20 protein-coding genes are annotated in these 26,002 nt (G+C 69.0%); 17 read left to right on the top strand and 3 right to left on the bottom strand.

Annotation, left to right across the window (positions count from 1 at the left end; all coding sequences use genetic code 11):
* Window positions 1-588: 588 nt before the first annotated feature.
* The 6 genes from M8J73_RS25545 (at window position 589) to M8J73_RS25520 (ending at window position 8,630) form a co-directional block, all read left to right on the top strand.
* Window positions 589-2,163, top strand: a complete 1,575-nt coding sequence (locus tag M8J73_RS25545) for a sugar ABC transporter ATP-binding protein (protein WP_055539959.1) — start codon at window positions 589-591, stop codon at window positions 2,161-2,163.
* Window positions 2,160-3,131, top strand: a complete 972-nt coding sequence (locus M8J73_RS25540) for an ABC transporter permease (RefSeq protein WP_055539960.1) — start codon at window positions 2,160-2,162, stop codon at window positions 3,129-3,131. Before M8J73_RS25545 ends, M8J73_RS25540 begins: the two co-directional genes overlap by 4 nt.
* A gap of 1 nt (window position 3,132) precedes the next feature.
* Window positions 3,133-4,104, top strand: a complete 972-nt coding sequence (locus tag M8J73_RS25535; protein WP_249829096.1) for an ABC transporter permease — start codon at window positions 3,133-3,135, stop codon at window positions 4,102-4,104.
* A gap of 22 nt (window positions 4,105-4,126) precedes the next feature.
* Complete coding sequence (locus M8J73_RS25530) at window positions 4,127-5,299, top strand: ABC transporter substrate-binding protein (protein ID WP_055541265.1); 1,173 nt, start codon at window positions 4,127-4,129, stop codon at window positions 5,297-5,299.
* A 4-nt stretch (window positions 5,300-5,303) separates the two neighbouring features.
* On the top strand, window positions 5,304-6,182 hold the full coding sequence (locus M8J73_RS25525; protein ID WP_055541264.1) for a sugar phosphate isomerase/epimerase family protein: 879 nt from the start codon (window positions 5,304-5,306) through the stop codon (window positions 6,180-6,182).
* Window positions 6,183-6,308: 126 nt separating this feature from the next.
* Window positions 6,309-8,630 carry an RICIN domain-containing protein gene (locus M8J73_RS25520; protein WP_079055097.1) on the top strand — a complete coding sequence of 774 codons (2,322 nt, stop codon included), beginning with the start codon at window positions 6,309-6,311 and terminating at the stop codon, window positions 8,628-8,630.
* 77 nt (window positions 8,631-8,707) lie between these two features.
* Here M8J73_RS25520 and M8J73_RS25515 read toward each other — a convergent pair whose 3' ends face one another.
* On the bottom strand, window positions 8,708-9,478 hold the full coding sequence (locus tag M8J73_RS25515) for a FadR/GntR family transcriptional regulator (protein WP_079055096.1): 771 nt from the start codon (window positions 9,476-9,478) through the stop codon (window positions 8,708-8,710).
* Between the two features lie 492 nt (window positions 9,479-9,970).
* On the opposite strand from M8J73_RS25515, the gene M8J73_RS25510 reads away from it, so the two are divergent.
* The 4 genes from M8J73_RS25510 to M8J73_RS25495 all read left to right on the top strand — a co-directional run bounded on the left by M8J73_RS25510 (window position 9,971) and on the right by M8J73_RS25495 (window position 15,926).
* Window positions 9,971-11,173, top strand: a complete 1,203-nt coding sequence (locus tag M8J73_RS25510) for a mandelate racemase/muconate lactonizing enzyme family protein (RefSeq protein WP_055542600.1) — start codon at window positions 9,971-9,973, stop codon at window positions 11,171-11,173.
* Window positions 11,170-11,481: an SDR family oxidoreductase gene (locus M8J73_RS25505; protein ID WP_055542599.1), complete on the top strand. Its 312-nt coding sequence runs from the start codon at window positions 11,170-11,172 to the stop codon at window positions 11,479-11,481. Before M8J73_RS25510 ends, M8J73_RS25505 begins: the two co-directional genes overlap by 4 nt.
* A gap of 116 nt (window positions 11,482-11,597) precedes the next feature.
* Window positions 11,598-12,518, top strand: coding sequence for an RNA polymerase sigma factor (locus tag M8J73_RS25500; protein WP_107424140.1), 921 nt, complete (start codon window positions 11,598-11,600; stop codon window positions 12,516-12,518).
* 561 nt (window positions 12,519-13,079) lie between these two features.
* Entirely contained in the window at window positions 13,080-15,926 is a 2,847-nt protein-coding gene (locus M8J73_RS25495) for a glycosyl hydrolase family 95 catalytic domain-containing protein (protein WP_055542598.1), read from the top strand.
* 204 nt (window positions 15,927-16,130) lie between these two features.
* Here the strand turns inward: M8J73_RS25495 and M8J73_RS25490 are convergent, their stop codons facing one another.
* Entirely contained in the window at window positions 16,131-16,928 is a 798-nt protein-coding gene (locus M8J73_RS25490; RefSeq protein ID WP_240501624.1) for a nitroreductase family protein, read from the bottom strand.
* Window positions 16,929-17,350: 422 nt separating this feature from the next.
* Between M8J73_RS25490 and M8J73_RS25485 the strand changes: the two genes are divergently transcribed.
* From M8J73_RS25485 to M8J73_RS25465, 5 genes are all read left to right on the top strand, one after another.
* Entirely contained in the window at window positions 17,351-18,919 is a 1,569-nt protein-coding gene (locus M8J73_RS25485) for a condensation domain-containing protein (RefSeq protein ID WP_079055138.1), read from the top strand.
* Window positions 18,910-20,361 (top strand): condensation domain-containing protein, encoded by a 1,452-nt coding sequence (locus M8J73_RS25480; protein ID WP_055541688.1) that lies wholly within the window; start codon window positions 18,910-18,912, stop codon window positions 20,359-20,361. The genes M8J73_RS25485 and M8J73_RS25480 overlap by 10 nt, the downstream gene beginning before the upstream one ends.
* A 12-nt stretch (window positions 20,362-20,373) precedes the next feature.
* Entirely contained in the window at window positions 20,374-21,762 is a 1,389-nt protein-coding gene (locus M8J73_RS25475; protein ID WP_157873294.1) for a condensation domain-containing protein, read from the top strand.
* A gap of 343 nt (window positions 21,763-22,105) precedes the next feature.
* Window positions 22,106-22,933, top strand: coding sequence for a class I SAM-dependent methyltransferase (locus M8J73_RS25470; RefSeq protein WP_055541690.1), 828 nt, complete (start codon window positions 22,106-22,108; stop codon window positions 22,931-22,933).
* A 544-nt stretch (window positions 22,934-23,477) separates the two neighbouring features.
* Window positions 23,478-24,614, top strand: coding sequence for an alpha/beta hydrolase (locus M8J73_RS25465; RefSeq protein ID WP_055541691.1), 1,137 nt, complete (start codon window positions 23,478-23,480; stop codon window positions 24,612-24,614).
* Between the two features lie 2 nt (window positions 24,615-24,616).
* Here the strand turns inward: M8J73_RS25465 and M8J73_RS25460 are convergent, their stop codons facing one another.
* A complete protein-coding gene (locus M8J73_RS25460; RefSeq protein ID WP_055541692.1) occupies window positions 24,617-25,126 on the bottom strand; it encodes a hypothetical protein in 510 nt (169 codons plus the stop codon).
* Window positions 25,127-25,306: 180 nt separating this feature from the next.
* Here M8J73_RS25460 and M8J73_RS25455 point away from each other — a divergent pair, with 180 nt between their 5' ends.
* Both M8J73_RS25455 and M8J73_RS25450 read left to right on the top strand, forming a co-directional pair.
* Entirely contained in the window at window positions 25,307-25,729 is a 423-nt protein-coding gene (locus tag M8J73_RS25455; RefSeq protein ID WP_055541693.1) for an SRPBCC family protein, read from the top strand.
* Window positions 25,730-25,806: 77 nt separating this feature from the next.
* Window positions 25,807-26,002: GPP34 family phosphoprotein (locus tag M8J73_RS25450; RefSeq protein WP_249829095.1), on the top strand; the 196-nt coding region annotated here is incomplete at its 3' end.

The raw sequence follows: 26,002 nt of genomic DNA, 5'->3' as shown, positions 1-26,002 counted from the left end.
TATTCGGCGGAGCAACGAGGGCATGACCACGGGCACGCGCCGGCCGCACCTCCGATGCGCCAGGAGTGCCTGGGCGCGTCGGAGGCGCGCGTGTGCCGTCAGCTCGTCGTCCCGTCCGCCGTGACGGGCAGTCAGGTCCCTACGGAAGAGAAGGGGGGCGTCACACCGTATGCGACGGTCTCCCGTGGTCTGCCGGTCAGCATGCAGCGGGGTTTCGCAACAGTCAATAAGGATCGGGTGCGGCTGATTCCATAACACATTTCGCGCATCATTCTTCGTGGTTCACGGTCTTCATGGTTCGGCGCGCGACTCGGGACGGGGCGATTCGATAACAGATTTTGGCGTATCAATCGCTCTCGACCGATCCCCGGTCCATAGAGGGCAGTTGGCTCCCACGGTATTGCCAGGCGCTCATCGAGGCATTTACCCTCGGGGCCGCGATGTCGCCATTGCGTCCGGCGAAAGTTCGAAACAATTCGACGACAGCTCGCGGGCGAGAGCTGTCATTCCATGCCCGGCCGTACCCGGACGATTCAGCTATCGGTGACTCATTCCTGCTGACGACGCGAATGTTGAGGGTCCACCACGATGTCTGGCCTGCTGCCGTCGCCGCTGCTCGCTCTGCGAGGCATCGGCAAGTCGTTCCTCGGCGTGCGGGTGCTCGACGGCGTCGACCTCCAGGTCGCGCCGGGCGAGGTGCACGCGGTCGTCGGCGAGAACGGCGCCGGCAAGTCCACGCTCATGAAAGTGGTGTCCGGCGTCCACCAGCCCGACGAGGGAACGATCGAGTTCGCCGGCGCAGCGCGGACGTTCCGCAGCCCGCGTGAGGCCCAACAGGCCGGTATCGGCATCGTCCACCAGGAGCTGGCCCTGCTGCCCGAGCGCACCGTCGCGGAGAACGTCTGGCTGGGCCGCGAGCCCCTGCGCCGCGGGCTCGTCGACCGCGGAGCGATGCTCAGCCACACCGCGGGGCTCCTCGCCTCGATCGGGGAGGGCTCCCTACCGCCCGACACGCGCGTGGGACGACTCGGCGTGGCACAACAACAGGTGGTCGAGATCGTCAAGGCGCTCGCCCTCGACGCGCGGCTGCTCATCATGGACGAGCCCACCGCGGCTCTCGCCGACCACGAGGTCGACCAGCTCTACGCGCTCGTACGGCGGCTCCAGGAGCACGGGATGGGCGTGCTGTACGTCTCGCACCGCCTCAAGGAGGTCTTCGACCTCTCCAGCCGGATCACGGTGCTCAAGGACGGCCGGGCGGTGGCCACCTTGGACACCGCGGACACCAGCGCCGATCGGCTGGTGCGCCACATGGTCGGCCGTGAGCTGTCGAGCTACTACCCCGACCGGGCGAAACCGCGGGAGCTGGGCCCGGTGCGACTGACCGTCCGGGGCGCGGGCAACCGGAAGCTGCGCGGCATCGACCTGCGGCTGCGCGCCGGCGAGGTGCTCGGCGTCGGCGGCCTGCAGGGCTCCGGCCGGTCCGCGCTCGCCCGCGCACTGTTCGGCGCCGCACCGTTCAGCACCGGCCAGGTGGCCGTCGACGGAGCCCCGGTCCGGCTGCGCTCGCCCCGCGCCGCGATGCGCGCCGGTATCGCGTACGTCTCCGAGGACCGCAAGGGCGAGGGAATCGTCGCCGAGCAGTCGGTGCTCGACAACGCGCTGTTGGCCGTCCGAGCCGTCAGCGCCGTCCGCCCTGTCCGAGCCGCCCGCGCCGTCCGAGCCGCCCGCGCCGTCAGCGCCGTCCGCCCCGGCCGGGTCGGCCACGGTGCCCGGACCGCGCGGGTGCGGGAGCTGCTCGCGGCCGTCGAGCTGCGCGCCGCACGGGAGGACCAGGAGATCCGTTTCCTGTCCGGGGGCAATCAGCAGAAGGTCGTGCTGGCCAGATGGCTCGCGCTCGCTCCGAGGATCCTGCTCTTCGACGAGCCGACCCGGGGCATCGACGTGGGCGCGAGGTCGGCGATCCACGATCTCGTCCGCCGACTGGCCCGCGACGGCGCCGCCGTGCTGATGGTCTCCTCCGAACTGCCCGAACTGCTCGGCATGAGCGACCGGATCATCGTGATGCGCGACGGCCGGATCGCCGGCGAGCTGCCCGCCGACGCGACGGAGGAGGATGTCGTCGCCCTGGCGGTCGGCACCGCGCGGGAGGCGGCCGGATGAGCGGCACGCTGTCCCCACCGGCCCGACGGACCCCGCCCGGCGTGTTCGTCGCCCTGGTCCTCACTCTGGCGATCGGTTGGCTCGTCGTCACGATCGACGGCGGCCGGCTGTTCAGCCTGCCGACGACGGTGAGCCTGCTGCACGTCGCCACCGGTCTGGGCATCGTCGCGGTCGGCCAGACACTGGTCGTCATCGGGGGCTCGCTCGACCTGTCCGTGGCGTACGTGGTCAGTCTGAGCACCCTCGTCGCCGCCGAGGCCATGGCCGGCGGCGACGCCGCGCTGCTGCCGGCGATCGGGCTGACGCTCGCCGTCAGCGCCGCGATCGGCCTCGTCAACGGCCTGCTCGTCACCGCAGCGCGGATCAACCCCTTCATCGCGACCGTCGGCGTCGGACTGCTGCTGAAGGGATACCTCGACAACGGATACGACGGGCCGGCCGGAAAGACCGCACCCGCCCTGGTGCAGGGCCTGGGGTACCAGCGCGTCGGCCCGGTGCCGCTGGCGTTCCTGCTGTTGCTCGCCGTCGCCGCGGCGGCCTGGTTCGTGCTCGCGCGCACCCGCTTCGGCCACCATCTGATCGCCGTGGGCGGTGACCCGGAGGTCGCCCGGCTCTCCGGCGTGCGGGGCAGCCGGGTCCTCGTCACCGCCCACGTACTGTGCGCCCTCTGCGCCGGCCTCGCCGGGGTCTACCTCGCCAGCCGGCTCGGCGCCGGCGCACCGAGGGTGGGCACCGAGGGTCTGTACGACCTGGAATCGATCGCCGCGGTGGTGCTCGGCGGCACCGCCCTGGCCGGCGGGCGCGGCGGCGTCGTCGGCACGGTCGGCGGCGTGCTGCTGCTCGCGAGCATCGACGCCGTCTTCAACCAGCTCGACGTCGACGTGTTCTTCAAGCAGGTGATCCGCGGTGTGATCATCATCGCGGCGGTCGCCGTATACGCCCACCGGGCGATGCGAAAGGCGTCCTAGCATGCGGATCGCGCGCCCTCTGCGGCTCCCCGGGTTCCGCTCCGGCGGTCTCGCACCGATCATCGTGATCCTGGCGGTCCTGCTGGTTCTGCTGAGCGCCCGCCAACCGGACTTCTTCTCGCCGCCGTCGCTGATGTCGTTCCTCGGCCGCTCCGCGCCGATCGTCCTGCTCGCCGCCGGCCAGTACTTCGTGATCGTCTCCGGCGAGTTGGACCTGTCCGTCGGCTCTCTGGTCACCGCGCAGGTGGTCGTCGCCGCCCGACTGATCGACGGCGATCCGTCGGCCGGCTGGCCTGTCGTCGTGCTCCTGCTCGCGTTCGGCGTCGTCGTCGGCCTCGTCAACGGCCTCGTCACCACCTGGCTGCGCGTGCCGTCGTTCATCACGACCCTCGGGATGTACCTGATCCTCGTCGGTGCCGTGTACCTGTGGTCCGACGGTGCCCCGAAGGGCGCCCTCTCCGAGGAGTTCCGGCGGCTGGGTCGGTCGGCGTTCGAGGACGTGCCCGCGCTGGGGCGGATACCGTACGCCCTGGTCGTCCTGCTGGCGGCGGCCGCCCTGGCGCTGGTGCTGACCCGTTCGGACTTCGGCCGCACCCTGGTCGCCGTCGGCGGCAACCCGCGGACCGCCGAGCTGAGTGGCGTGCGCGTGTGGCGCGCCAAGACCATGGCGTTCGTCCTCAGCGGACTCGCCGCCACCCTCGCGGCGGTCCTCATCGGCGGGTACAGCGGAGTGTCGTTCCAGGCCGGCGCCGGCCTGGAGTTCGGCGCGATCACCGCGGCGGTCCTCGGTGGTGTCGCTCTGGGCGGGGGCCGGGGTTCCGTCGTCGGCGCGATGCTGGGCGCGCTGACCCTCGAGACGCTCTTCACGCTCATGAACTTCTACGGCGTCTCCGGCGCCCTCGAACCGGCCGTCCAGGGCGCGATCATCCTGCTCGCGGTGGCGGCGGCGTCCTTCCGTGTCCCGTCCAGATGAAGGGGATCCAGTGAGGCATTCCATGACGGTGCTGGTCGTGAGCACCTTATTGGTGCTGGCCGGCTGCGCCACCGACGAGCCCACCACCGGTGCATCGGGTTCCCCCTCCGCGGGCACCGGGTCGGGCACCGGGAAGCAGTCGAAGTTCTTCGTCCGGGCCGACTACGACAAGCAGCTCGCGCTCCTGGACACCGCGCCCACCGGGCCCGCCGGCAAGCCCTGGGAGCAGGCGCTCGACCCGGCGATGGTGCGGACTGCGAAGTTCAAGAAGCCCGGACCGCACAAGATCTGCTTCTCCAACGCCGGGCTGAACAACCCGTGGCGCCAGGTCGGTTTCAAGACCATGCAGGCCGAGGTCGACACCCACCGCGAACGGATCTCCGAGTTCGTCCACGTCGACGCCGAAGGCAAGGACCAGAAGCAGATCGCCGACATCAACGACCTGCTCGGCAAGGGCTGCCACGCACTCATCGTCTCGCCGAACACCACCGCGACGCTCACCCCGGCCGTGGAGGCCGCCTGCCGGAAGGGCCTGCCGGTCATCGTCTTCGACCGCGGCGTCGACACGTCCTGCCCGGTGACGTTCATCAATCCGATCGGCGGCTACGGATTCGGCCATGTCGCGGCGGAGTTCGTCAGCCAGAAGATGAAGCGGGGCGGCAAGGTGCTCGCGCTGCGCATCCTGCCCGGCGTCGACGTGCTGGAGACCCGTTGGGCCGCGGCGAAGGTCGCCTTCGACAAGGCGGGCGTCGACGTCGTCGGCGTCGAGTTCACCGACGGCGACCCGGCCAGGACGAAGAAGATCGTCAACGACTACATCCAGCGGTACGGCACGATCGACGGCGTCTGGATGGACGCCGGGGCGGTCGCGGGCGCGGCGGTCGAGGCGTTCGAGGACGCCGGCAAGCCCGTGCCGCCGATCAACGGCGAGGACCAGCTCGACTTTCTGAAGCTGTGGAAGGACAAGAAGCTCACGGCGATCGCCCCGACCTACCCGACCTACCAGTGGCGCACCCCGATCATCGCCGCGCTGAAGATCCTCGACGGCGAGCGGGTGCCGAACCCGTGGAAGCTGCCACAGCCGACCATCACCGAGGACAACCTGGACGAGTACGTCGACCCCACCATGCCGCCACTGCACTACGCGATGTGCGGCTGCACCGACCTGCCCGGCTACCCGAAGCGCTGGAAGTAGTCCGGTGTACACCATCGGTGTCAACCCGTGGGTCTGGGCCTCACCGGTCGACGACGTGGCCCTGGCCGAACTGGTGCCGCGGATCGCCGCGTTCGGGTTCGACGCGGTCGAGCTGCCGATCGAGCAACCCGGCGACTGGGACCCGGCACGCACGCGGGACCTGCTGGCGGCACACGGCCTGCGCGCGGTCGGCGTCTGTGCCGTCACCTCGCCCGGACGTGACCTCGTGAACGCCCCACCGGAGGCCGTCGCCTCCACCGCGGCGTACCTGAGAACGTGCGTGGACCGTGCGGCGGCCGTCGGCGCTCCCTGCGTCGGCGGCCCGGTCTACGCCGCGGTGGGGCGGACCTGGCGGATGTCACCGGTGGAGCGCGCGGCCTGCTACGCGGACGTCCGCCGCGCCCTGGGGCCGGTGGCCGACTACGCGGGGGAGCGGGGCGTGAGCATCGGCGTGGAGTCCCTCAACCGCTATGAGACGAGCGTCGTCAACACGGTCGAGCAGGCGGTGGAACTGATCGACGGCCTGCCCTCGAACGTCGGTCTCATGATCGACACCTATCACATGAACATCGAGGAGGCCGATCCCTACGAGGCGCTCGTCACGGCCGGTCCGCACATCAAGCACGTCCAGGTCAGCGGCACCGACCGCGGCGCCCCGGGCGCCGACCACTTCGACTGGCCGCGCTTCCTCGCCAACCTGGCGACGACCGGCTACGGCGGCGCGCTGTGCATCGAGTCGTTCACCGCGCGGAACGAGGCCATCGCCACCGCCGCCTCGATCTGGCGGCCGCTCGCCAACACGCAGGACGCCCTCGCCCGTGACGGGCTGTCCTACCTCCGCACCGTCCTGCACGGACTGGAAGACGTCCCCTCGACCGGGTGATGGGGGTGGCTTTGGTATCCGAAAGACGTCATACGTCCTATGTGCCGGGAACCGCCATAAGGAGAGAACGTGTTCACAGCCCACACGATACGAAGGCGGCTTCTCGCGGTAGCCGCCACACTCGGTTTGGCCGCGACCGCCGTGACGGCGTTCCCGGCGCCCGCGTCCGCGGCCGCACAGACGGTGTACGTCTCGCCGTCCGGCACCGGCAGTGACTGTTCCAGCGCGCAGCCGTGCTCCCTGACTGCCGCGCAGGCGGCGGTGCGATCGCTCAACGACACCATGTCGGACGACATCGTGGTGCAGTTGGCGGACGGTGTGTACCGGCTGGCCCAACCCTTGCGGCTGACAGCGGAGGACTCCGGCTCGGGCGGCCACACGGTCGTGTGGCGGGCAGCCCCGTCGGCGCGTCCGGTGATCACCGGCGCCCGGGCGGTCACCGGCTGGTCCGTGGCCGACGCAGCCAAGAACATCTGGAAGGCCGACGTGCCCGCCGGTCTCGATGCCCGGCAGCTCTACGTCGACGGCGCCGTCGCCACCCGGGCACGTACGCAGGTGAACAGGGCTGATTTCACCGCCTCCAGCGCCGGAATGAGGTTCTCGGGCGGAGCGCTGAGCTATCTGAACAACCTGGCCGACCAGAGCCGGATCGAGGTGGAGGGCGTCAACTCCTTCACCGACCGGTACTCGCCGGTGCAGAGCATCAGCGGGAACTTCATCACGATGCAGCAGCCGGCGTGGAACAACAACAACTTCGGCTACGACACCCTGATGCGGCCACACCGGGCCGGCCCGTTCTACCTGGCCAACGCGTACGAGTTCCTGGACTCGCCCGGTGAGTGGTACCTCAACCCCAGGGCCGGAGCCCTGTACTACATCCCTCTGGCCGGGCAGAACATGAGCTCCGTCAGCGTGGAACTGCCGACGCTGCAGTCGCTGGTGAACGTCGGCGGCACATACGGCGAGCCGGCGCACCACCTCACGTTCAGCGGAATCACCTTCACCGGTACGAGCTGGCTGGGCCCCAGCAGCAACCAGGGTTACGTGGACCAGCAGACCGGCGCGTACATGGCCGGTGACTGGAGCCGGCCGGGCTTCGACTCCTGCCACAACGGCTGTACGCAGTTCGAGGCCACCCGGCCGCACTGGCGGCAGATGCCGGCCGCCGTGCAGGTGTCCGCCGCCAACACCATCACCTTCACCGACTCCCGGTTCGTCAACCTGGGCCAGACCGCCATCGGTATCGGCAACGACGCCAACGCGCACGCCAGTGGTGTCGGCCTGGGCGCCGACGACATCACGGTGACCCGGTCGGAGATAGCGCGGAGTTCGGCCGGTGGCATCCTCGTGGGCGGTGTGCGCGCTGACGCCCACCACCCCAGTGACCAGCGCATGGTCAACAGGGACATCACGATCAGCCACAACCGCATCCATGACCTCGGGGCGGACTACCGGGGCATCGTCTCCGTCCTGACCACGTACGTCACGGGCAGCACCGTCGCCCAGAACGAGGTCTACAACATGCCGTACTCCGGCATGTCGATCGGGTACGGCTGGGGCTCCAACGACGCGGGCGGCAGCAACCACTACGCGGGCCGCGGCCTGTACAACTACCAGCCGCGCTACACGACGCCGACCACCGCGTCCGACAACCGGCTCATCGGGAACTACATCCACGACGTCATGCGGCAGATGAACGACGGTGGCTGCATCTACACGCTCGGCTGGAACCCGAACGCGCTGATCAGCCGGAACCACTGCCAGCGGACCAACGGATACTTCGGGCTGTACTTCGACGAGGGCTCGAAGTACTACAAGGCCACCAACAATGTCTTCTCGAACACCGGTACGTGGGCGACGGCCAACTACGGGGGTGGCGAGAACATGGGGAACTGGACCGTCACCGACAACTGGTCGACCAACGGCAGTACGAACGTGACCAACGGGGACCGCGGCAACGTGGTGTCCGGCAATGTCACGGTCACCAATGGCAACTGGCCTTCCGGCGCCCAGGACGTGATGGCGTCCGCCGGACCGCAGAACACCACCCCGCCGCCGACGACGGCGCAGCAGGTCGTGGGCGCGCAGTCCGGCCGCTGTCTGTCCGTCCCCGGCGCCGGCACCACCAACGGCACCCAGACCCAACTCCAGGACTGCACCGGCACGGCCGGCCAGACCTGGACCTACACCACCGGCAAACAACTGACCGTCGCCGGCAACAAGTGCCTCGACGCCAGCGGAGGCGGCACCACCAACGGCACCCAGGTCATCGTCTGGGACTGCAACGGCCAGAACAACCAGCAGTGGAACGTCAACGCGGGCGGCACCATCACCGGCGTCCAGTCCGGCCTCTGCCTCGACGCCAACGCCGCAGGCACCGCCAACGGCACCAGGATCATCCTCTGGTCCTGCAACGGCGGCACCAACCAGCAGTGGGCACTGCGATAGCGGAATCAACGCCCTCGACCCCCTGCCCGCGAGCGACGGCATCGGCCGCGCTCGCGGGCAGGGCCCGTCGGGCGCCTCTAACGCCGCAGCCGGGTCGGCTCGCCCGGCCCGCTGCGGCGTACCACCCACGCCTCGGTGATGTGGGTGAACATCGCCTCGGCCGCACCCTTGGGGTCGTGCCCGGCGATCCGCTCGTAGATGCGCCGATGGCCCTGGTTGGACGCGACGCACAGGGCGCGGCCGGTTCGGCCCACGTAACGGGCGGAGTCGATGACCTGGCGCTCCAGCGAACGGACCACGGCACGGCCGATGCGGTTCCCTGACGCCTGCATGACGGCGTCGTGGAACGCCCGGTCCTCTTCGTGGTACGAAGCGGGGTCGTCGACGAGCTCGTCCATCCGCTCCACCAGCCCGCGTAGCCGGTCGATCACCTCGGCGTTCGCCAGGCGGGCGGCGACGTTGGCCATGTCGGACTCCAGCACGCGGCGGGTCGCGACGAGGTGATCGAGTGTGGCCAGGCTCTCGTCCTCGGCGATGGTCGCGCCGAGGACCAGCTCGTCGAGCATGTTCCACATCGCAGGCGGGGTGACCATCGTGCCGGCGCCTTGGCGGACCTGCACCAGCCCCTTCTCCTGAAGGATCTTCACCGCCTCGCGGACCACGGTGCGACTGACCGAGAAGGTCGCGCAGAGCACGGGCTCGGGGGGTAGCGGCGAACCGGACGGATGGACTCCACGGACGATCCGCTCCACCAACTCAGCCGTGACCGCGGCGGCGAGGTTCGCCGGGCGCCGACTCCAGGCGGGGACCTCGGAGGCCCCTGCGGATGACTGCGGTACTGCCGTCATGACACCCCCCGGGACCCGCGCCATGCCACGGATTCTCGCCCACTATACGGCATCACAGTTGACGTCATACGTCATACGAGTTACATACGTGATACGAGTTGCGTTCCTCCACAACCTCAACTGCCGGGCCGTCGGCCACTTCAGGAGAGTGGGGCAGCAATGAAGCAGCGAACACTGTGGTCGGCGACCCGGGTCGCCGGGCCCGTTGTCTCAGCCGACTGCGGAAGCGCCTCCGACCCGGATGCGGCGTCCGGTGGTTCGAAGGGCAAGCTCGTCGTCCCGAACTCGTCGGCGCCGCACGGATCGACGGAAACACCCTGTACGGCGACTACGCGCCGGGCATCACTTCCCTGCGCGGCCAGTACTCCGCCGACATCCCCACGTTCGCAGCCGGTGTCCTGATCGCCGGGCTCCCCGTGTCGGTGACCTACCTGTTTCTGCAAGCGCCAGATCGCCGGCCGCGTGACGGCCGGCGCGACGAAGGGCTGACGCATGCGCATCACCGGGTACAGAACCCTGACGACGACGCAGCAGTGGGGTCGACCTGTCGGTGACGCCAACGGTGTCCACGGCGACGGCGTCGTGCCCGTGCCGGTCGTCATCGTCGAGACCGATGAGGGGATCACCGGAGTCGGCCTGGGACCCCACGTGGAAGCCGAGGCGATCTTCGCCGCCATCGACGACCAGGACCCGCGCGCGGTGACCGCCCTCTACGACCGCATGCTGCGGCACACCTTCAAAGCCGGGCACGCCGGCGTGGTGTTCGGCACGATCGGCGCGTTCGACACGGCGTTGTGGGACATCAAGGCGCAGGCCATGGGTGAGCCGCTGTGGCGGTTGCTCGGCGGCAAGGACCGAGTGGCCCCCGCCTACGCCTCCGGCCTGGACATCGCTCTCACCGACGACGAGCTCGTCGCCACTTACCAGGCCTACGCCGAACGCGGGCTGAGGGCTGCGAAGCTCAAGGGCGGCCTGGACATCGAACGTGACCGGCACCGGCTCTCGCTCGTACGCGAGGTACTGACCGAGGCCGCGCACGGGACCCGGCCAGGGCTCATGCTGGATGCGAACGAGTCCTGGAGCCGCAAGCAGGCGGTACGCCACGTCGGTGAACTGGAACGCGCCTTCGACCTGACGTGGATCGAGGAGCCGGTCCGGCGCTGGGACGCCGACGGACTCGCCGCTGTCAGCCGTGGTGTACGGACGGCGGTCGCCAGTGGGGAGAACCTCACCGGCCTCGAGCAGTTCCGCCCGCTGATCGCGGCGGGAGGCCTCGACATCGTCCAGACGGCCGCGGTCTGGGGAGTCACCCACTTCCTGCGCGTCGCCGCGCTCGCGCACGCCTACGACCTGCCGGTCAGCCCGATCGGCAACACACCGGTCGCGCTGCTGCACGCCGCGACGTCGGTGCCCAACCACCTCGTCAGCGAACTACAGGACCTGCGGCCGCCGATCGGCGTCGCGACGGACCTGCACGTCGACGACGGAGCCTTCGTGCTCGGCGACTCGCCGGGCCTCGGCATCCGGATCGACGAGACGGTGATGACCGCGGCCCGTCAGCGAACGGGACACGCACCCGACGGACCGCACGTACGGCCGGAGCACGCCGGCCGGCGGCTGCTCGCGGTCACCCCCGGACCATGCCGGTCCAGGGCGGAAGGGACGTTCGACACCATGGAAAGGGAGGATCGATGAACGCGGTTGTCTACCGCGGGGCCAACACCCACGAGATCGAGACACGGGTCGCCGAGGCGTCGGCCCAGGCGAAGGAACGGGGCGGGCGCGGCGTCGGCACCATCGCACGGAGCCGCATCGCCACCGGCAACACCGAGGCGTTACGCGCGGACCCCCGGCGCGACCGGGCGATCCCCGGCCGGAGCCCGGCCGGTCGCCGGAGCCGCGCCAACGATGTCACCGGGACGACGGCGTCGCTCGCCTCACCGGCGTCGGCCCGTGTCAACGGCATCGTTGTTCCCGTCGACGGCGGACGGCCGGGGCGATGACGGCCCGCCCAGCGTTACCAGCCGGACGCGCCCGAGCCGATCGTCCGAGCGAACCCGAGGGTGGCGACGCGCGCGGCACCTGCGGCGGCCCTGCCCGAGGCGGCGTCTACGGCCTCATGATGCGAGCCGGTCGAGCCGGTCGAGCCGGTCGAGCCGGTCGAGCCGGTCGAGCCGACGAGACGAGCCTGGTCGTCGCCGCACAGGCCGGCGATCCACGAGCGCTCGACGACCTGGCCGCGACGTACCTGCCCCTGGTGTACACGATCGTGCGCAGGGCACTGGGTGAGCTCGCGGACGTCGACGACGTGGTGCAGGAGACGATGCTGAGGGCACTTCCCGAGCTGCGCACGTTGCGCACCCCGGAGTGCTTCCGGCCCTGGCTGACCACGATCGCGACGCGACAGATCAGCACCCATCTGCACCGGCGGCATGCGGACGCCGAACGGACGGCCCCCCTCGACGAGATGACCGACCCGCCGGACGCCGACACCGAGAACCTCGCCCTGATCCACGTCGAGCTGTCCGCTCATCGCCGAAAGACCGTACGCGCCAGTCGATGGCTCGACCCGGACGCCCGGGCGCTGCTGTCGCTGTGGTTGCTGGAGACCGCGGGCCGGCTCACGAGGCCGGAGCTCGCGGCGGCGCTGGGAACGAGCGTGGCCCACGCGGGTGTGCGCGTCCAGCGGATGCGCAACCAGCTGGAGCTGAGCCGGTCACTCGTCGCGGCGCTGGAAGCCGGCCCGCGGTGCCCGCAGCTGACCGCCGCGCTGGGTGGCTGGGACGGCGTACCGAGCGCGCTGTGGCGCAAGCGCATCACCCGGCACACCCGATCCTGTGCGGACTGCGGCCGTGCCGCCGACGAACTGGTGCCCCTTGAGCGGCTGATCGTCGCCCTGGCGCTGCTCCCCGCCCCGTCGGCGCGGTCCGCCACGGTGCTCGAGAGACCTGTGCTCGACGGGGCGACCGAGAACGCCGTCGTCGCGGGAGCCGAGCCGGCCGCCGGCGTCGGGGCTGGGCTACTCGGCCAACTCGTCTGAGAGCCGCGTTTCGCACTATGGCACTGCGACCGTTCAAGCCGGCCGCCGATAACGAAAACTGCCGCGATTCACATGCGTCCGTCATTCTGAATTCGCTGCCAAAAAAGGTTATGAGGTGCGGTCTTCAATCACTGACGTTTCCCTCTTGAATGGACCATGGCAATCTGTCAATCTTCTGAAGGTCGAGCGACGCGTAGCGTTCCTCATTCATGGCCTGTGAAAGCAGAAGCCAAAAGCAATCTGCGGAATGCCGGGCGAAGCCGGGGAGCAGGGCTTTCCAGACGTCACGGCAGTGGCATGACGCTGACATGCTCGCTGCGCGAGCGTTCTGGGAGGGGGCCGGCGCGGAGAGGGCAAGCTCCGCGCCGGTTCGGTCGGCTGCCGGCAGACGGCCAACGTCAAGATCCCGCACAGCGCGGACGTCGACGAGTTCGGCGCGCCGATGGACGCCGGGCTGAGTCATCAGGATGCCGCCAGCACCGACGACTTCGCGCGGAGCGCTCGATCCGGCTTCTGCCTCGACGGTCAGTGACCTGCTCCAGTCCGTGAAGGGAGAACGACATGTCCGAAGTGACACGCAGACGGTTTCTCGCCGCCGGGGCGGCGGCTGGAGCAGGGATCGTGCCCGGTGGGTGGACGGCCGTCGCCAGGAGCGGCTCGGTCGCGCCGCCGGAGGTGCTGGCCGCCGACGATCTCGCCCTGTGGTACGACAAGCCGGCCGGCACGGACTGGCTGCGGGCACTGCCGATCGGCAACGGACGCCTCGGCGCGATGGTGTTCGGCAATGTCGACACCGAACGGCTGCAGCTCAACGAGGACACCGTCTGGGCCGGCGGTCCGTACGACTCCGCCAACACTCGCGGCGCGGCCAACATCGCAGAGATCCGGCGGCGGGTCTTCGCGGATCAGTGGGGGCCGGCGCAGGACCTGATCAATCAGACGATGCTGGGCAGCCCGGCCGGTCAGCTGGCCTACCAGCCGGTGGGAGACCTTCGGCTCTCCTTCGGCAGCGCCAATGGTGCGTCGCAGTACAACCGGACCCTCGACCTCACCACGGCCACGGCCAACACGACCTACGTGCTGAACGGCGTGCGGTACCAGCGTGAGGTGTTCGCCAGCGCACGCGACCAGGTGATCGTGGTCCGGCTGACGGCCGACCGGGCCAACTCCATCACCTTCAGCGCCACGTTCGACAGCCCCCAACGGACCACGCTGTCCAGCCCGGACGGGGCCACGATCGCCCTCGACGGCACCTCCGGCACCATGGAGGGCATCGCCGGGCGGGTCAGGTTCCTCGCCCTGGCCCACGCCGCCGTGACGGGCGGCACGGTCAGCAGCTCGGGCGGCACGCTGCGGGTCTCCGGTGCCACCAGCGTGACGGTGCTGGTGTCGATCGGCTCCAGCTACGTCGACTTCCGGAGGGTCGACGGCGACTACCAAGGGATCGCGCGAAGCCACCTCAACGCTGCCCGCAACGTCGGCATCGACCAACTACGCGGTCGGCATCTCGCCGACTATCAGGCGCTGTTCGACCGGGTGTCGATCGATCTGGGCCGTACGGCAGCGGCCGACCAGCCGACCGACGTACGGATCGCACAGCACGCGCAAGTGAACGACCCGCAGTTCTCCGCTTTGTTGTTCCAGTTCGGCCGGTATCTGCTCATCTCGTCCTCGCGGCCGGGTACCCAGCCGGCGAACCTGCAGGGCATCTGGAACGACCAGATGGCCCCGTCCTGGGACTCGAAGTTCACCGTCAACGCCAACCTGCCGATGAACTACTGGCCCGCCGACACGACGAACCTGGCCGAATGCTTCCTCCCGGTCTTCGACATGGTCGACGACCTGACCGTGACCGGCGCCCGGGTGGCCCAGGCGCAGTACGGCGCCGGCGGCTGGGTGACGCATCACAACACCGACGCGTGGCGGGGTGCCTCGGTCGTCGACGAAGCGCGGTGGGGGATGTGGCAGACCGGCGGCGCATGGCTGGCCACCCTGATCTGGGACCACTACCTGTTCACCGGTGACATCGACTTCCTCCGCTCGAACTACCCGGCCCTGAAGGGCGCCGCCCAGTTCTTCCTCGACACCCTGGTCGCCCACCCGACGCTCGGACACCTGGTCACCAACCCGTCGAACTCTCCGGAGCTCGCTCACCATACGAACGCCACCGTCTGCGCGGGGCCCACCATGGACAACCAGATCCTGCGCGACCTTTTCCACAGCGTCGCCCGCGCAGGTGAAACCCTAGGTGTGGACGCCGGCTTCCGCGCTCAGGCACTGGCGGCCCGGGACCGGCTGGCCCCGACACGGGTCGGTTCCAGGGGCAATGTCCAGGAGTGGCTGGCCGACTGGGTGGAGACCGAGCGGAATCACCGGCACGTCTCCCACCTCTACGGTCTGCATCCGAGCAACCAGATCACCAAGCGCGGGACACCCCAGTTGCACGAGGCCGCGCGGCGGACGCTGGAACTGCGCGGTGACGACGGGACGGGATGGTCGCTCGCGTGGAAGATCAACTTCTGGGCGCGTCTGGAGGACGGTGCCCGGGCCCACAAGCTGATCCGGGACCTGGTGCGCACGGACCGGCTCGCGCCCAACATGTTCGACCTGCACCCACCGTTCCAGATCGACGGCAACTTCGGTGCCACCTCGGGCATCGCGGAGATGCTGTTGCACAGCCACAACGGCGAACTGCACGTGCTGCCCGCGCTGCCGGCCGCCTGGCCCACCGGGCGCGTGAGCGGACTGCGGGGGCGCGGCGGGTACACCGTCGGCGCCGAGTGGAGCAGCGGCCGGATCGAGTTCGTTGTCACCCCCGACCGAACCGGTGCCGTCCGGGTGCGCAGCCGGATCTTCGCGGGCGACTTCACGCTGCGGGACGATTCGAGCGGCGAGCCGGTCCAGCCGAAGCGGCTCGAGGCCGACCTCATCGAGTTCACCGGCCAGGCCGGCAAGACCTACCGCGCGTCCGCCCTCAGGTCGGGGCCGGTGGAGGCCGGCGTGGCGTATCGGCTGGTGGCCCAGCACAGCGGCAAGGCTGCCGACATCAATGGTGCCTCCGCCGGTGCGGCCCTGATCCAGTGGCAGATCACCGCCGGTCGCAACCAGCAGTTCGAGTTCCTGCCCTCCGACGGCGATCACTACAAGATCCGGGTTCGGCCCAGTGGTCTGGTTCTGCACGTCGCCGGTAGCAGCAGCGGCGCCGACATCACCCAGCAGCCGGATAGCAACGCAGCCGGCCAGCAGTGGCGGATCGTCGACCACGGCGGTGGCGTGATCAGTCTGGTCAACCGGCAGAGCGGCCTCGCCCTGGACGTGTGGGAGGCCTCCACCGCCGACGGAGCCCGTATCTCCCAGTGGTCGGCCACGGGGAGCACCAACCAACGATTCCAGCTCCAGCGCATCTAGAGATCATCAGCGGTTGGGGTCACGGGCCGCCGAAGCGCCTGCCTCGGCCGTCGTATCGCCCACCACAACTCGCCCAAGCGCACGGTGCTTTCGGGCCCGACGGAGGCGGTCGACGAGGCCGTACGACTGCCGCGCGCCGGCCGGATGCGGGGGCGACCCGACCACAAGCCATCGCGGCCCTCGCAGGCCATCGCCACGCCGGCCTCAGTGATGAGGTGCCGGAGTCGCCTGGGGGAGGCGGCTCCGGTGACTGTCCGGGGCTGGGGTCTGTCGGGCCCACCGGACGGAGTCCTCGATCCGGCAGCGCGCGGCCTGGTGGAGCGGCGTGGTCGTGGCCCGTCCGGTTCGCATGACCGCCAGGACCTCGTTGTCCCCGTCGGGGCCGAGTCCGGCCGCCGGGCGACCGAACTCGCCGCCCAGAGGCTGGGCGGCGTATCCCGCCTCGGTCAGTTCGAGCCAGATGCGCATCAGCGTGGCTCCCGCTTCGAGGCGGTCGGCGACCGTCCTGCGCGGGCCGCGCAGGACGAGCACGGCCCCGCAGCTGGGAGTGCAGGTCCAGGGCATCGAGGCGGACGACGATGTCCCGAGCACCGGCGGCGACCGTCCTGGGTGCTCAAGCACCTGGTCCGCGGAGCCGGGGACGACCATGTAATCGGCCTCGATGCGGCCGTTGTCGTCAAGTACGAGGATGTCCGAACCACCACCCACCACGTCACCGGTAGTGGTGGACACCACCTCCCAGCCGATCCTGACCACGCCATTGAGACGGATCGCCCCGGGGCGCGCCCGGAACGCGAATCCCTGTGCCTCCAGAGTCGTGTGGTCGAAGCCGAGCTCCGCGGCGGTCTCCCGTATCTCCGCAGGTGGGTGAAGGATGTGGGTGCCGTCCTCGGCCCGGAGTCGCTCGATGGCCGCGCGGCGCTCTGCCGCATCGGGCACATTCCATTGATCCATGTAGCGGGCGGCCAGCTGCTGCGGGTCGATCAGGGTTTCGTGGGTCACCCGTCACTCGGTTCCGGGTCAGCCCGCCGGGCTCCGCAGGCCGTTCACAGGGACGCCGCAGGTCCCCGACGCCGGACATCATTCCGTGCGTCCCGACATTCGCGACTGAACACCCACCCATATTCGCCGGCATGAAGGCGTCCAAGCGGTCGACCCGAATTCGAGCCGCCCCCCGACCCATCGGCCGACGAACGCCTCCGGTATCCCGCACATCATGACCAAAAATCGCTCCCCATTCGCATCAGCCAGCGGAATTCCCGAGTGCGAAACCCCTTACGGACCTACCGCAAATGACCGGTGAACACCTCATAAATCACCCCCTTGCAAATGGCACTGACTGCTGAGTAACATCCCGTCCCGGCTGCTGAACGCATTCCGGCTCAGTGAAATATTGCCGCCATGTTAACAGTGGAAGTCACACAATGGCGCCCGCCCGGACAATCGACTGCTCTTTACGCTCACGCCACCCCACATCGTTACGAGCGACAGGCAGACACGTGAAATTCATCGATATGCACGACCTTGATGTCCTACCAGGACTGCTCACCGTCTGGCGACCTGCGCCCGCAGGACCGCACTCGACCCCCTGGATACCGGATCCACGACCGGCGTCGTACCTCCAGGAGGCGCACATCAGGGAAGCACGCATCACCGGCCCCGGCCCGCGCCCACCCTCCTGGCTGGCGACCGTCTTCGAACTGCCCGGGGAACTGAACGCCGGGACGCTGGAGCGGGCACTCCTCGGCTGGATCGACCGGCACGAATCGCTGCGCAGCCGACTGCTCCCCCACGGCGGGCCTGGTGCCGGGCCCAGGGGCGGCAGGGTGAGCCGGGCGACGCTGCGGGCGGGGACGGTTGCCATGCTGCGTACCGTCGTCGGTGACTTTCCGAGCGGCGACGAACTCTCCCACCGTATCGAGGCATTGTTCGACCAGGAGACGGATCCGCTCACCTGGCCGTCGTTCGTCTTCGCCACCGTCGAACACAGCGACACCGAATCCACCGCGCTCTATGTGGGCTTCGACCACTCCAACGTGGACGGCTACTCCATCTTTCTCATCGCACACGAGATCCGTGAGCTGTACGCGGCAGCGTTGCGGGGCAGGCCTGCGGAACTGGCCGAGGTGGGGAGCTTTCTCGACTTCGCCGGGAGCGAGCGGGCGGGCGCGGCGCTGGTGCACAGCGAGCATGAGGCGGTCGCCGGGTGGCGCGACTTCGTCGCGACGAACGGCGGGGAGTTGCCGGGCTTCCCAGCTCCGCCGGGAACACCGGCGAGCGGTACCGGGGTCATCGGCGACGTCACCGGTCAGGGCCTGGGTCACGGACACGTCGGGGCCCAGGCGCAGGCCGGCGGCTGCGAGTGGCTCCTCGACGCGCAGGGGGCACAGGCCTTCCAGGACGCCTGCGTCAGAAAGGGCGGGAACTTCTTCTCCGGGGCGCTCGCGTGCCTGGCGATCGTGGCGCACGAGAACACGGGGCAGCAGCAGTTCCGTGCGATCGCACCCTTCCACACCCGGACCGATCCACAGTGGGCCCAGTCGGTCGGCTGGTACGTCGGACTGGCGCCGGTCGGATTCGCGGTGCGCGGCACCGACGCCTACCGTGAAGTGATGGCGGAAGCCGGCCTGGCGTTGAAACGCGCGAAGCCCCTGGCGGCCGTGCCGCTTCCCCGTATCACCGAAATACTCGGGATGCCACTCGAACCACGGTTCATGGTCTCGTACATGGATATACGCAGAACTCCGGGCGCGGACCAGTGGGGCGAATGGCGGGCGTTCGCGCTGCGCAGCCGCCGGATACATCCCCACGAAGTGTTCCTCTGGATCATGCGCTCACGCCACGGCGTCTACCTGAGTTTCCGATACCCGGATAGCGAGGGCATCAGAACCGCCGTTCCACGCTATATCGAACAGACCGGATGGCTCATGGAACAGATTGCCAATGAAGGCAGTGAAGACTGTCGAGGAAAGGAATCCGCAGCATGCTCATGACACCGATTCTCGAATACGCTCCGGAACCCGGTGAACTGGTCGAATTCCGGGTACCCGCTGCGGTACTGGCGGTCACCGCCACGGCGCCCGAGCACCCGGCCCCGCCGTCCTATGTACAGGAGAACCACATCTGGCGGCGGCTGGCCAACCAGATCGCGGGCAAACGGCACTCGGGGTGGCTGGGCATCGTGTTCGACGTGCCCGGCAGACTCGACACCGGGGCGATGGCGACGGCGCTGGACAAGTGGATACGTCGCCATCCCACGCTGCTGACCTGGTTCGCCGTGGAAACGGCCGCAATGGGGGCGGATGCCCTTCCACGCCTGCGGCGCCATGCGCTCAACCCGGAGACGGAAACGTTGTCACCCCTGTTGGATCCGGTCTCCCTCGGCTCGTACGGCTCGGGGTCCGCCGTCCGCGACCACCTGGTGAAGCTGTTCGACAACGGCACAGACCCGCTGCGCTGGCCGCCGTTCGTCGCCGGCGCCGTCGTACGGGACGACGGGACCCCGTCCACGGTGTTCTTCGCCGTCGACCACACTCACTCCGACGGGTTCTCGGTCGTGCTGGTATTCGACGAACTGCGCACGCTGTACGAGGCCGAACTGAGTGGAATCGAGGCGGAGTTGCCCGCCGTCGGCAGCTATGTCGACTACTGCGCCCTCGACCGCGAACGGTCCGCGGCGATCACCGTGGACTCGCCCGAGGTACGCCGCTGGGTGGAGTTCTACCTGGCAGGGCCGCCGCCCACGTTCCCGCTGGACATCGGAGTCGAGCCGGGGAAGACGTACCCCAGCATCCCGTTGGAGATGGATCTGCTGGATACGGCGGAGGCCGAGGCGTTCTCCAAGGCGTGCAAGGCGCAGGGGGCCGGTTTCTCGGCCGGGCTGCTGGCGGCCCTGGCCCTCAGCGGGTACGAACTCGGTGGCCATGAGTCCTACCGGGGGCTGACCATCGTCCATACCCGGGACGAAGCACGCTGGCAGTACACCCAGGGTTGGTTCATCAATCTGGCGCCGGTGGAATTCCAGGTCGGTGAGCGCCCGTTCAGCCAGGTCGTGGGCGATGCGCAGCGGGCCTTCGAAGGAGCGCGGGAACTGGCGAGGGTGTCGCCTCTGCGGGTGGCGGAACTGATGCCGGGGCTGTCCGCCACCGTGCAGTCGGACGCCGCGGCCGTGCCGCCCATGACCTCGTACATCGATGTGCGGCACGCGCCCGGGTCGAAGGACTGGGCAGCGGCCAACTGCAACGCGCTGGTGGGGCCCGGGGACAGCAGGGAGGTACCTGTCTGGGTGAACCGGCTGTGGGGCCGCACCTATCTGAAGACGAGGTATCCGGACACCGAGGCCGCCCGGGTCAATGTGCCGCGGTTCTTCGGACATCTGCGGGACGTACTGCGCGAGATCGCGCGCACGGGTGAATACGGCACGGGCAGGGCATGATTCACCGTGCACGTGACCACGATCGACCGTTTCGTCCCCGCGCCCGGCCGGGTCGTGGAGTTCGCGACGTCCGCCGCGACCCTGGCCGTGGCGGAAGGCGCTCCCGCCTCCCCCGTACCGCCGTCCTTCAACCAGCGGTTCCACCTGGCGGGGGCCCCGGGCCACTGGCTGGCGTGCGCCTTCGACATCAGCGGGCCAGTCGACACGGAGGCCCTGCGCACGGCCTTCGAGACCTTCACGGGTCGGCACGAGACGCTGCGCAGTGGGTTCCGTTCGGCCGGGTCCGCGGGACCCGAGCGGTTCGTACTGCCCGCCGAGAAGCTTGAGCTGGTGATGGTGCGCGACGGTGAGACGTACGCGACCCCCGAAGAGCTGCGTACATGGCTCAGGAACCGTCTGGCGGCCAACTGCCGCCCGATGTCCTGGCCCTCCTACCTCTTCGCGGCGATCCTGCGCCCCGACGGCGGCACCGTCGTCTGCGGCTTCGACCACTGCGACGCCGACGGTTACTCGCTGGCGGTGGCGGTGCACGAACTGCACGAGCTCTACACCGGCCGCCCGGCGTCGTCTCTTCCGCCCACGGGCAGCTTCGTGGACTACTGCGCCCTCGAACAGGAGCAGTCTTCAAGCTCTCCCCCGGTCTTCACCGACCCCCTCGTCCAGTCCTGGTCGTCCTTCTTCGCCGACTGCGACGGCACCACCCCGTCGTTCCCGCTCCCACTGTGCATACCACCCGGCGAACGGGCCCCGCAGGGCACCGATGTCCGCCGCCTCCTGGACTCCGACGCCACCGACGAGTTCGAACGCCGCTGCCGAGCGGCCGGAGGCAGCGTCTTCACCGGCCTGCTCACCGCCCTCGGCCTGGCCGCACACCGGCTCGGCGCGGACAAGGTGATCAGGCTGCTCGTCCCGCTCCACACGCGCCATGAGGAGCGGTGGCAGCACGCGATGGGCTGGTTCACCACCGTCGCCCCGCTCACTCTCGACGTCAGCGACGCGACCGACCCCGCCGAAGGGTCATCGCGGACCCGGGCCGCGTTCCGCAAGGCTCGCGCCCTGGCCGAACTACCGGTCGCGCAGGTCCTCCCGGCCCTCGGCGACAGCTTCCGGCGCACCCGGACCGACGTCTTCATGGCCTCCTACATCGACTACCGCCGCTTCTCCGGCTCCGCCACCCACCTCGCCCGCCGGGCCCACCACATCAGCAGCGTGACGGTGGCCGACGACGCCCAGTTCTGGTTCTCCCGCACCCATGAGGGCCTCTTCCTGCGCTCCCGCTACCCCGCGACGGCGGCGGCGGAACCGATCGTCCTGTCCTTCGCCGACGCGGTGGGGGTACTGCTGGGGAGACGCTCCACTCCATCGCGCGGCCGACGTAGTGAACCGACTGCCGGAAGGTGATCTCGAACCCTTCACGCCCTCCGGCGACGGGTTCGACACCTTCGACCTCACCGTTGATCTGGTCGTCGACCCGGACCTGACCAGTTGGCGGTGAGTCAGGCCGATCGTGTACGTCACCACGCGGCGGACGGGCAGTGTCCGACGCGACGTCGGCCGCGGCCCGGAGCTATTCGAGCTGACCAGCACGCCTACGAGACAGGCGTCTCCCGCCCGTGTCCGGACCTCCTGCCACAGCTGGCAAAGGGCTGGCGGAGCAGACAGGAAAGAGCGGCACGGCTGCTGTCGAGGAGCTGACGTTAAACCAGTGGCGTCCCCGTGGACGAACCTCATAGCTTGTGCACTCGTGACTGATGCTCCGAGGATACGCCCGGATCCACACGACCTCGGCCGGGTGTTCAACGAGGTGCCGGAGCTCTACGACCGAGTCCGACCGGGATACCCCCGCGAGCTGTTCGCGGACCTTGTCGCCGTCACCGGCATGGACGACAAGTCGTCGGTCCTTGAGGTGGGCTGTGGTACCGGTCAGGCGACGCGCTCCCTGGCGGCGCTTGGATGCTCAGTGACCGCCATCGAGCCGGGCCTGGAAATGGCTGCACTCGCTCGCCACCGGATCAGCTCCTTCCGTAACGTCGCAGTCGAGACGTCGACGTTCGAGGAGTGGGACGATCGCGGCCGACGCTTCGATGCTCTCGTGGCTGCGTCGTCGTGGCACTGGGTCGACCTGTCGATCGGCTGGCAGCGAGCGCACGACGTGCTCCATCCCGGAGGCTGGATGGCGCTGCTCGGCCACGTCGTTGTCCGCCGGCAGGGAGAGCCGGAGGTGTACGCCGAGACCGCCGATCTCCACGAGCGGTTCTGCCCCGGGAACCCCGACTGGGGTCATCCTCCGCTGGAGGAAAACGTGCGCACCACCGACGAGGGCTGGGGCCTGGTCGACGATCCCGGCGAATTGTTCGGCCCAACGATCGTGCGCTGGTACCCAACCGTTCAGTGGTTCAACGGGGACGGCTTTGCCGATCACCTTCGCTCGTTGTCGCTATACCGCAGGCTCGACCGCGATGTCCGTGAGCCCCTGCTCGACGCGATCGCCGAGCGCATCCGCACGCGGATGGGCGACCGGGTATCACGCCGTTACCTGAGCGTCCTCCGTGTCGGACAGCGCGCCGATTGAGCCCAGTGGTGAAGGACCTGCCGTTTTGGCGGCAACCCGGCCCACCGCACTTTCATGCCTGCTTGCCGAAAGCACCCGTGGGTTCCCGGTGAAAGCATCTCAGTCGCGCCGAACTCACGGCCGACGTGCTGTTGACGAGCGGCGAACCGGGCGACAAGTAACCCGCCAGTAGCTTTCGGATCGATGGCGCTCCGTATGCGCGTATGTCAGACGACCCCGGCCGTGGCCGGCACGGAGGTTCTGGGGTCGGGCTACGCAGCGGCCGGCTCGGGGTCTGGGTCCTGCGGGACGGGCTGGGCGACACAAGGCCGCACCCCTCGGTACCCTGTCGCGGACCGGGCAGCGTCGGCCGGTCTACCTGCTCCGCGAGCTGATGATCACTATCGAGGATGCCAACGGCTGAGATTCATCGTCGGCGCCGAGACCAGCGCTACGTGACTCGACCAGCGCAGTACGGACATCCATCGCGCTCGACTCGCGCCCCCCTTTCAGACCAGCAGATCGGTCTTCGATGACCCAACCGGCGTAGGAGGCCAGCAGGGGCATGGTGGTGACAGCGGCGATCTGGATGCTGTTCGTGGCAATCGCTGGGTGGCCGCCTGTCCGGCGCGGCACGCTGGGCTTCGCGGTGTTCGTGCTGACCATGACCGTGAACGAGATCCCCCTGATCCTGCTGGGGGTCTTCGTTGTCTCCATGGTGATGACCGACCACCCCGTCGGGATGCCGGCGACGGTTGCCGCCGCAGTCTGCGCGGCCATGGTGGTGGGCGGGCTGGTCTGGCTGCAGCTGCGAGCCAGTTCGGCTCGGGCCGTTTTGGAGGCCGAACTTGAGCGCGGGCTGGGCATCGACTGGCGTGCGTCCGTCGGCCCCGCCGACACATCGGCAGCTGGACGGCTCGCGGGGCATTGGTGGCGGGGGATTCTGCTGCCGTTCCAGCGCCGCAGCCACGCTGTCGAACGGTCGCGGAACCTGCGCTACGGCCCCGATCGCGCTCACCGGGTCGACCTCTACCGCACGCCATCGTCAAGCTGCGGCCGTCCGGTTCTTGTACACCTGCACGGCGGCGGCTTCTTCCAGGGCGGCAAGAGCCGTGAAGGCGTCATGATGCTCAATCGACTGGCCGCGCATGGCTGGCTATGCCTGAGCGCGAACTATCGGCTACGTTCCGCCGGAAGGCACCCCAACCCGCTGGTCGACACAAAGAGGCTGATCGCCTGGATTCGAGACAATGCCCGCGAGCACGGCGCTGACCCGACCCAGGTATTCATCGCCGGATCCTCTGCCGGAGGCCATCTAGCGGTCTCCGCCGCGCTCACCTCCGACCGCGTCGCGCTCCAGCCCGGCTTCGAAGCCGCCGACACCAGCGTCGCCGGAGTCGTTGTCCTCTATGGCTATCTCGGTGCGCGGACGGCGGACCCGTCCAGCTCGCCGGCCCTGCTCGCCCGCCCTGACGCGCCGCCGATGCTGATCGTCCATGGAGCCAACGACACCGCGGTGCCACCGGCCAGCGCGCAAGCGGTGGCCGCCGCCCTGCGCCAGGTGTCCCGCCGCCCGGTCGTGTTCGTCGAACTGCCTTATACCCAGCACGACTTCGACTTCTTCGCCTCGGTCCGTTCCAGAGTCACCGCAGATGCCATCGAGGCGTTCCTCAACTGGGCTCGAACACACGACGGCGATTGACGTCATGCGTCTTGCTGGCGCCGAGTGTACGGCGCGGTCGCAGGGGACCGGACGAGCCGGCGGCGCTTCACCTGGGCCGTCAGCGCCGTGTTCGTGTTCATCGGTGCCGCACCGTGTACGGATGAGCTCGACCAGTAGCTGGCATGGCTCCCTAGGGCTTCCTGCTGACCGGACAGGACGTCGCGCTCCTGGCTGGCCACCGCATGCCGCTGCCCTTGGAAACCAGCGTGCCCGGCGTGCTCTGCGTCGGTGATGTACACAGTGGGCGCGTGAAGCGAGTCACCGCTGCGGTCGGCGAGGGTTCCGAAGTGCGACTCACCTGCGATCGACGCAGGATCGACGGGGCCGAGGTCGTATGACGGCCGGCGCGTGCCCGGCTCGGTGGCCGTCCGGGACGATGTCGACTCCCACGGTTCAGACCGGGCTCCGCGGCCGGTCGCGGTGATCAGTCCGCCTGCGGCAATGCCCCCTTCCTCACTGCGCGAGCCCACGCCGGCCGCGGACACGATCACACGGGTGTGGGTCCAGGGACCTGCTGGTGCACGGTGCGGGGCAGAGGTGCATTCTGGAAGTTGGCCATTCCGGTCATTCCGGCCATTGCGGACCGGCGGCGGCGAAGTGAGCCAGGTACGTGAGAGATGAACGCCGACGACGCCGGCAGGCAATGGTCATCTCGAACCAGGGAGCCGATCATGCCGTCCCTGCACTTCCACGTGAACTCCTCGTTGAGCCCGGACGAGGTGATGGGCGTGCTGACGAACTTCAGCCCATCCCGTGTCGAGGAGTGGTCGTCCATCGATGCCGAGCACTTCCAGGTTCACGAGCGGGGTGACACCTGGGCGGAGGTGACCGAGGGGAACCACAAGTCATGGGAGCGTGCGCGCTACGAATGGGACCCCTCGACGAACAGGGTCACCGTCACCACTCGTGACTCGGTGCCGTTCGGCTCGGGGGGCTGGCAGTTTCAGATGACTCCCACGGACAACGGCACCCGCGTCGACGTCAGACTCGAGCGGCACCCCACCACGTTGAAGTCGAAGGTGATGTCCTCGATCATCCCCTTCGCCGGGCCGGTGTTCCGCAAGTCCTTCAGGGAACCTCTGCACACCAGGTAGTCGCGTGGTCGCTGAACACGCACGCTTGTCGAAGTCTCCGAGAGGAGCCTTGTCGAATTCTCCGAGGGGAGCCCTGCATGACCACGGCGAAAGACCTGTTCATGATCGCCATCGACCTGGAGCGTGCCGTGGGACAGGGCGACCTGTCCCTCGCCCTCGCGGGAGCCGAGCTGATCGATCTCATCCGTGCGGGGACGGTCGGCCTGGACGGCGACCACATCGTGCCGGATGGACCGCCGCCGCTCGACGACGGGTTTCTGGATGAAGCTGCGG

It is taken from the genome of Streptomyces neyagawaensis (assembly GCF_023516595.1).
Taxonomy (GTDB): domain Bacteria; phylum Actinomycetota; class Actinomycetes; order Streptomycetales; family Streptomycetaceae; genus Streptomyces; species Streptomyces neyagawaensis.
Note: the sequence above shows the minus strand (reverse complement) of the source record. Positions and strands in the feature narration are given on the sequence as shown.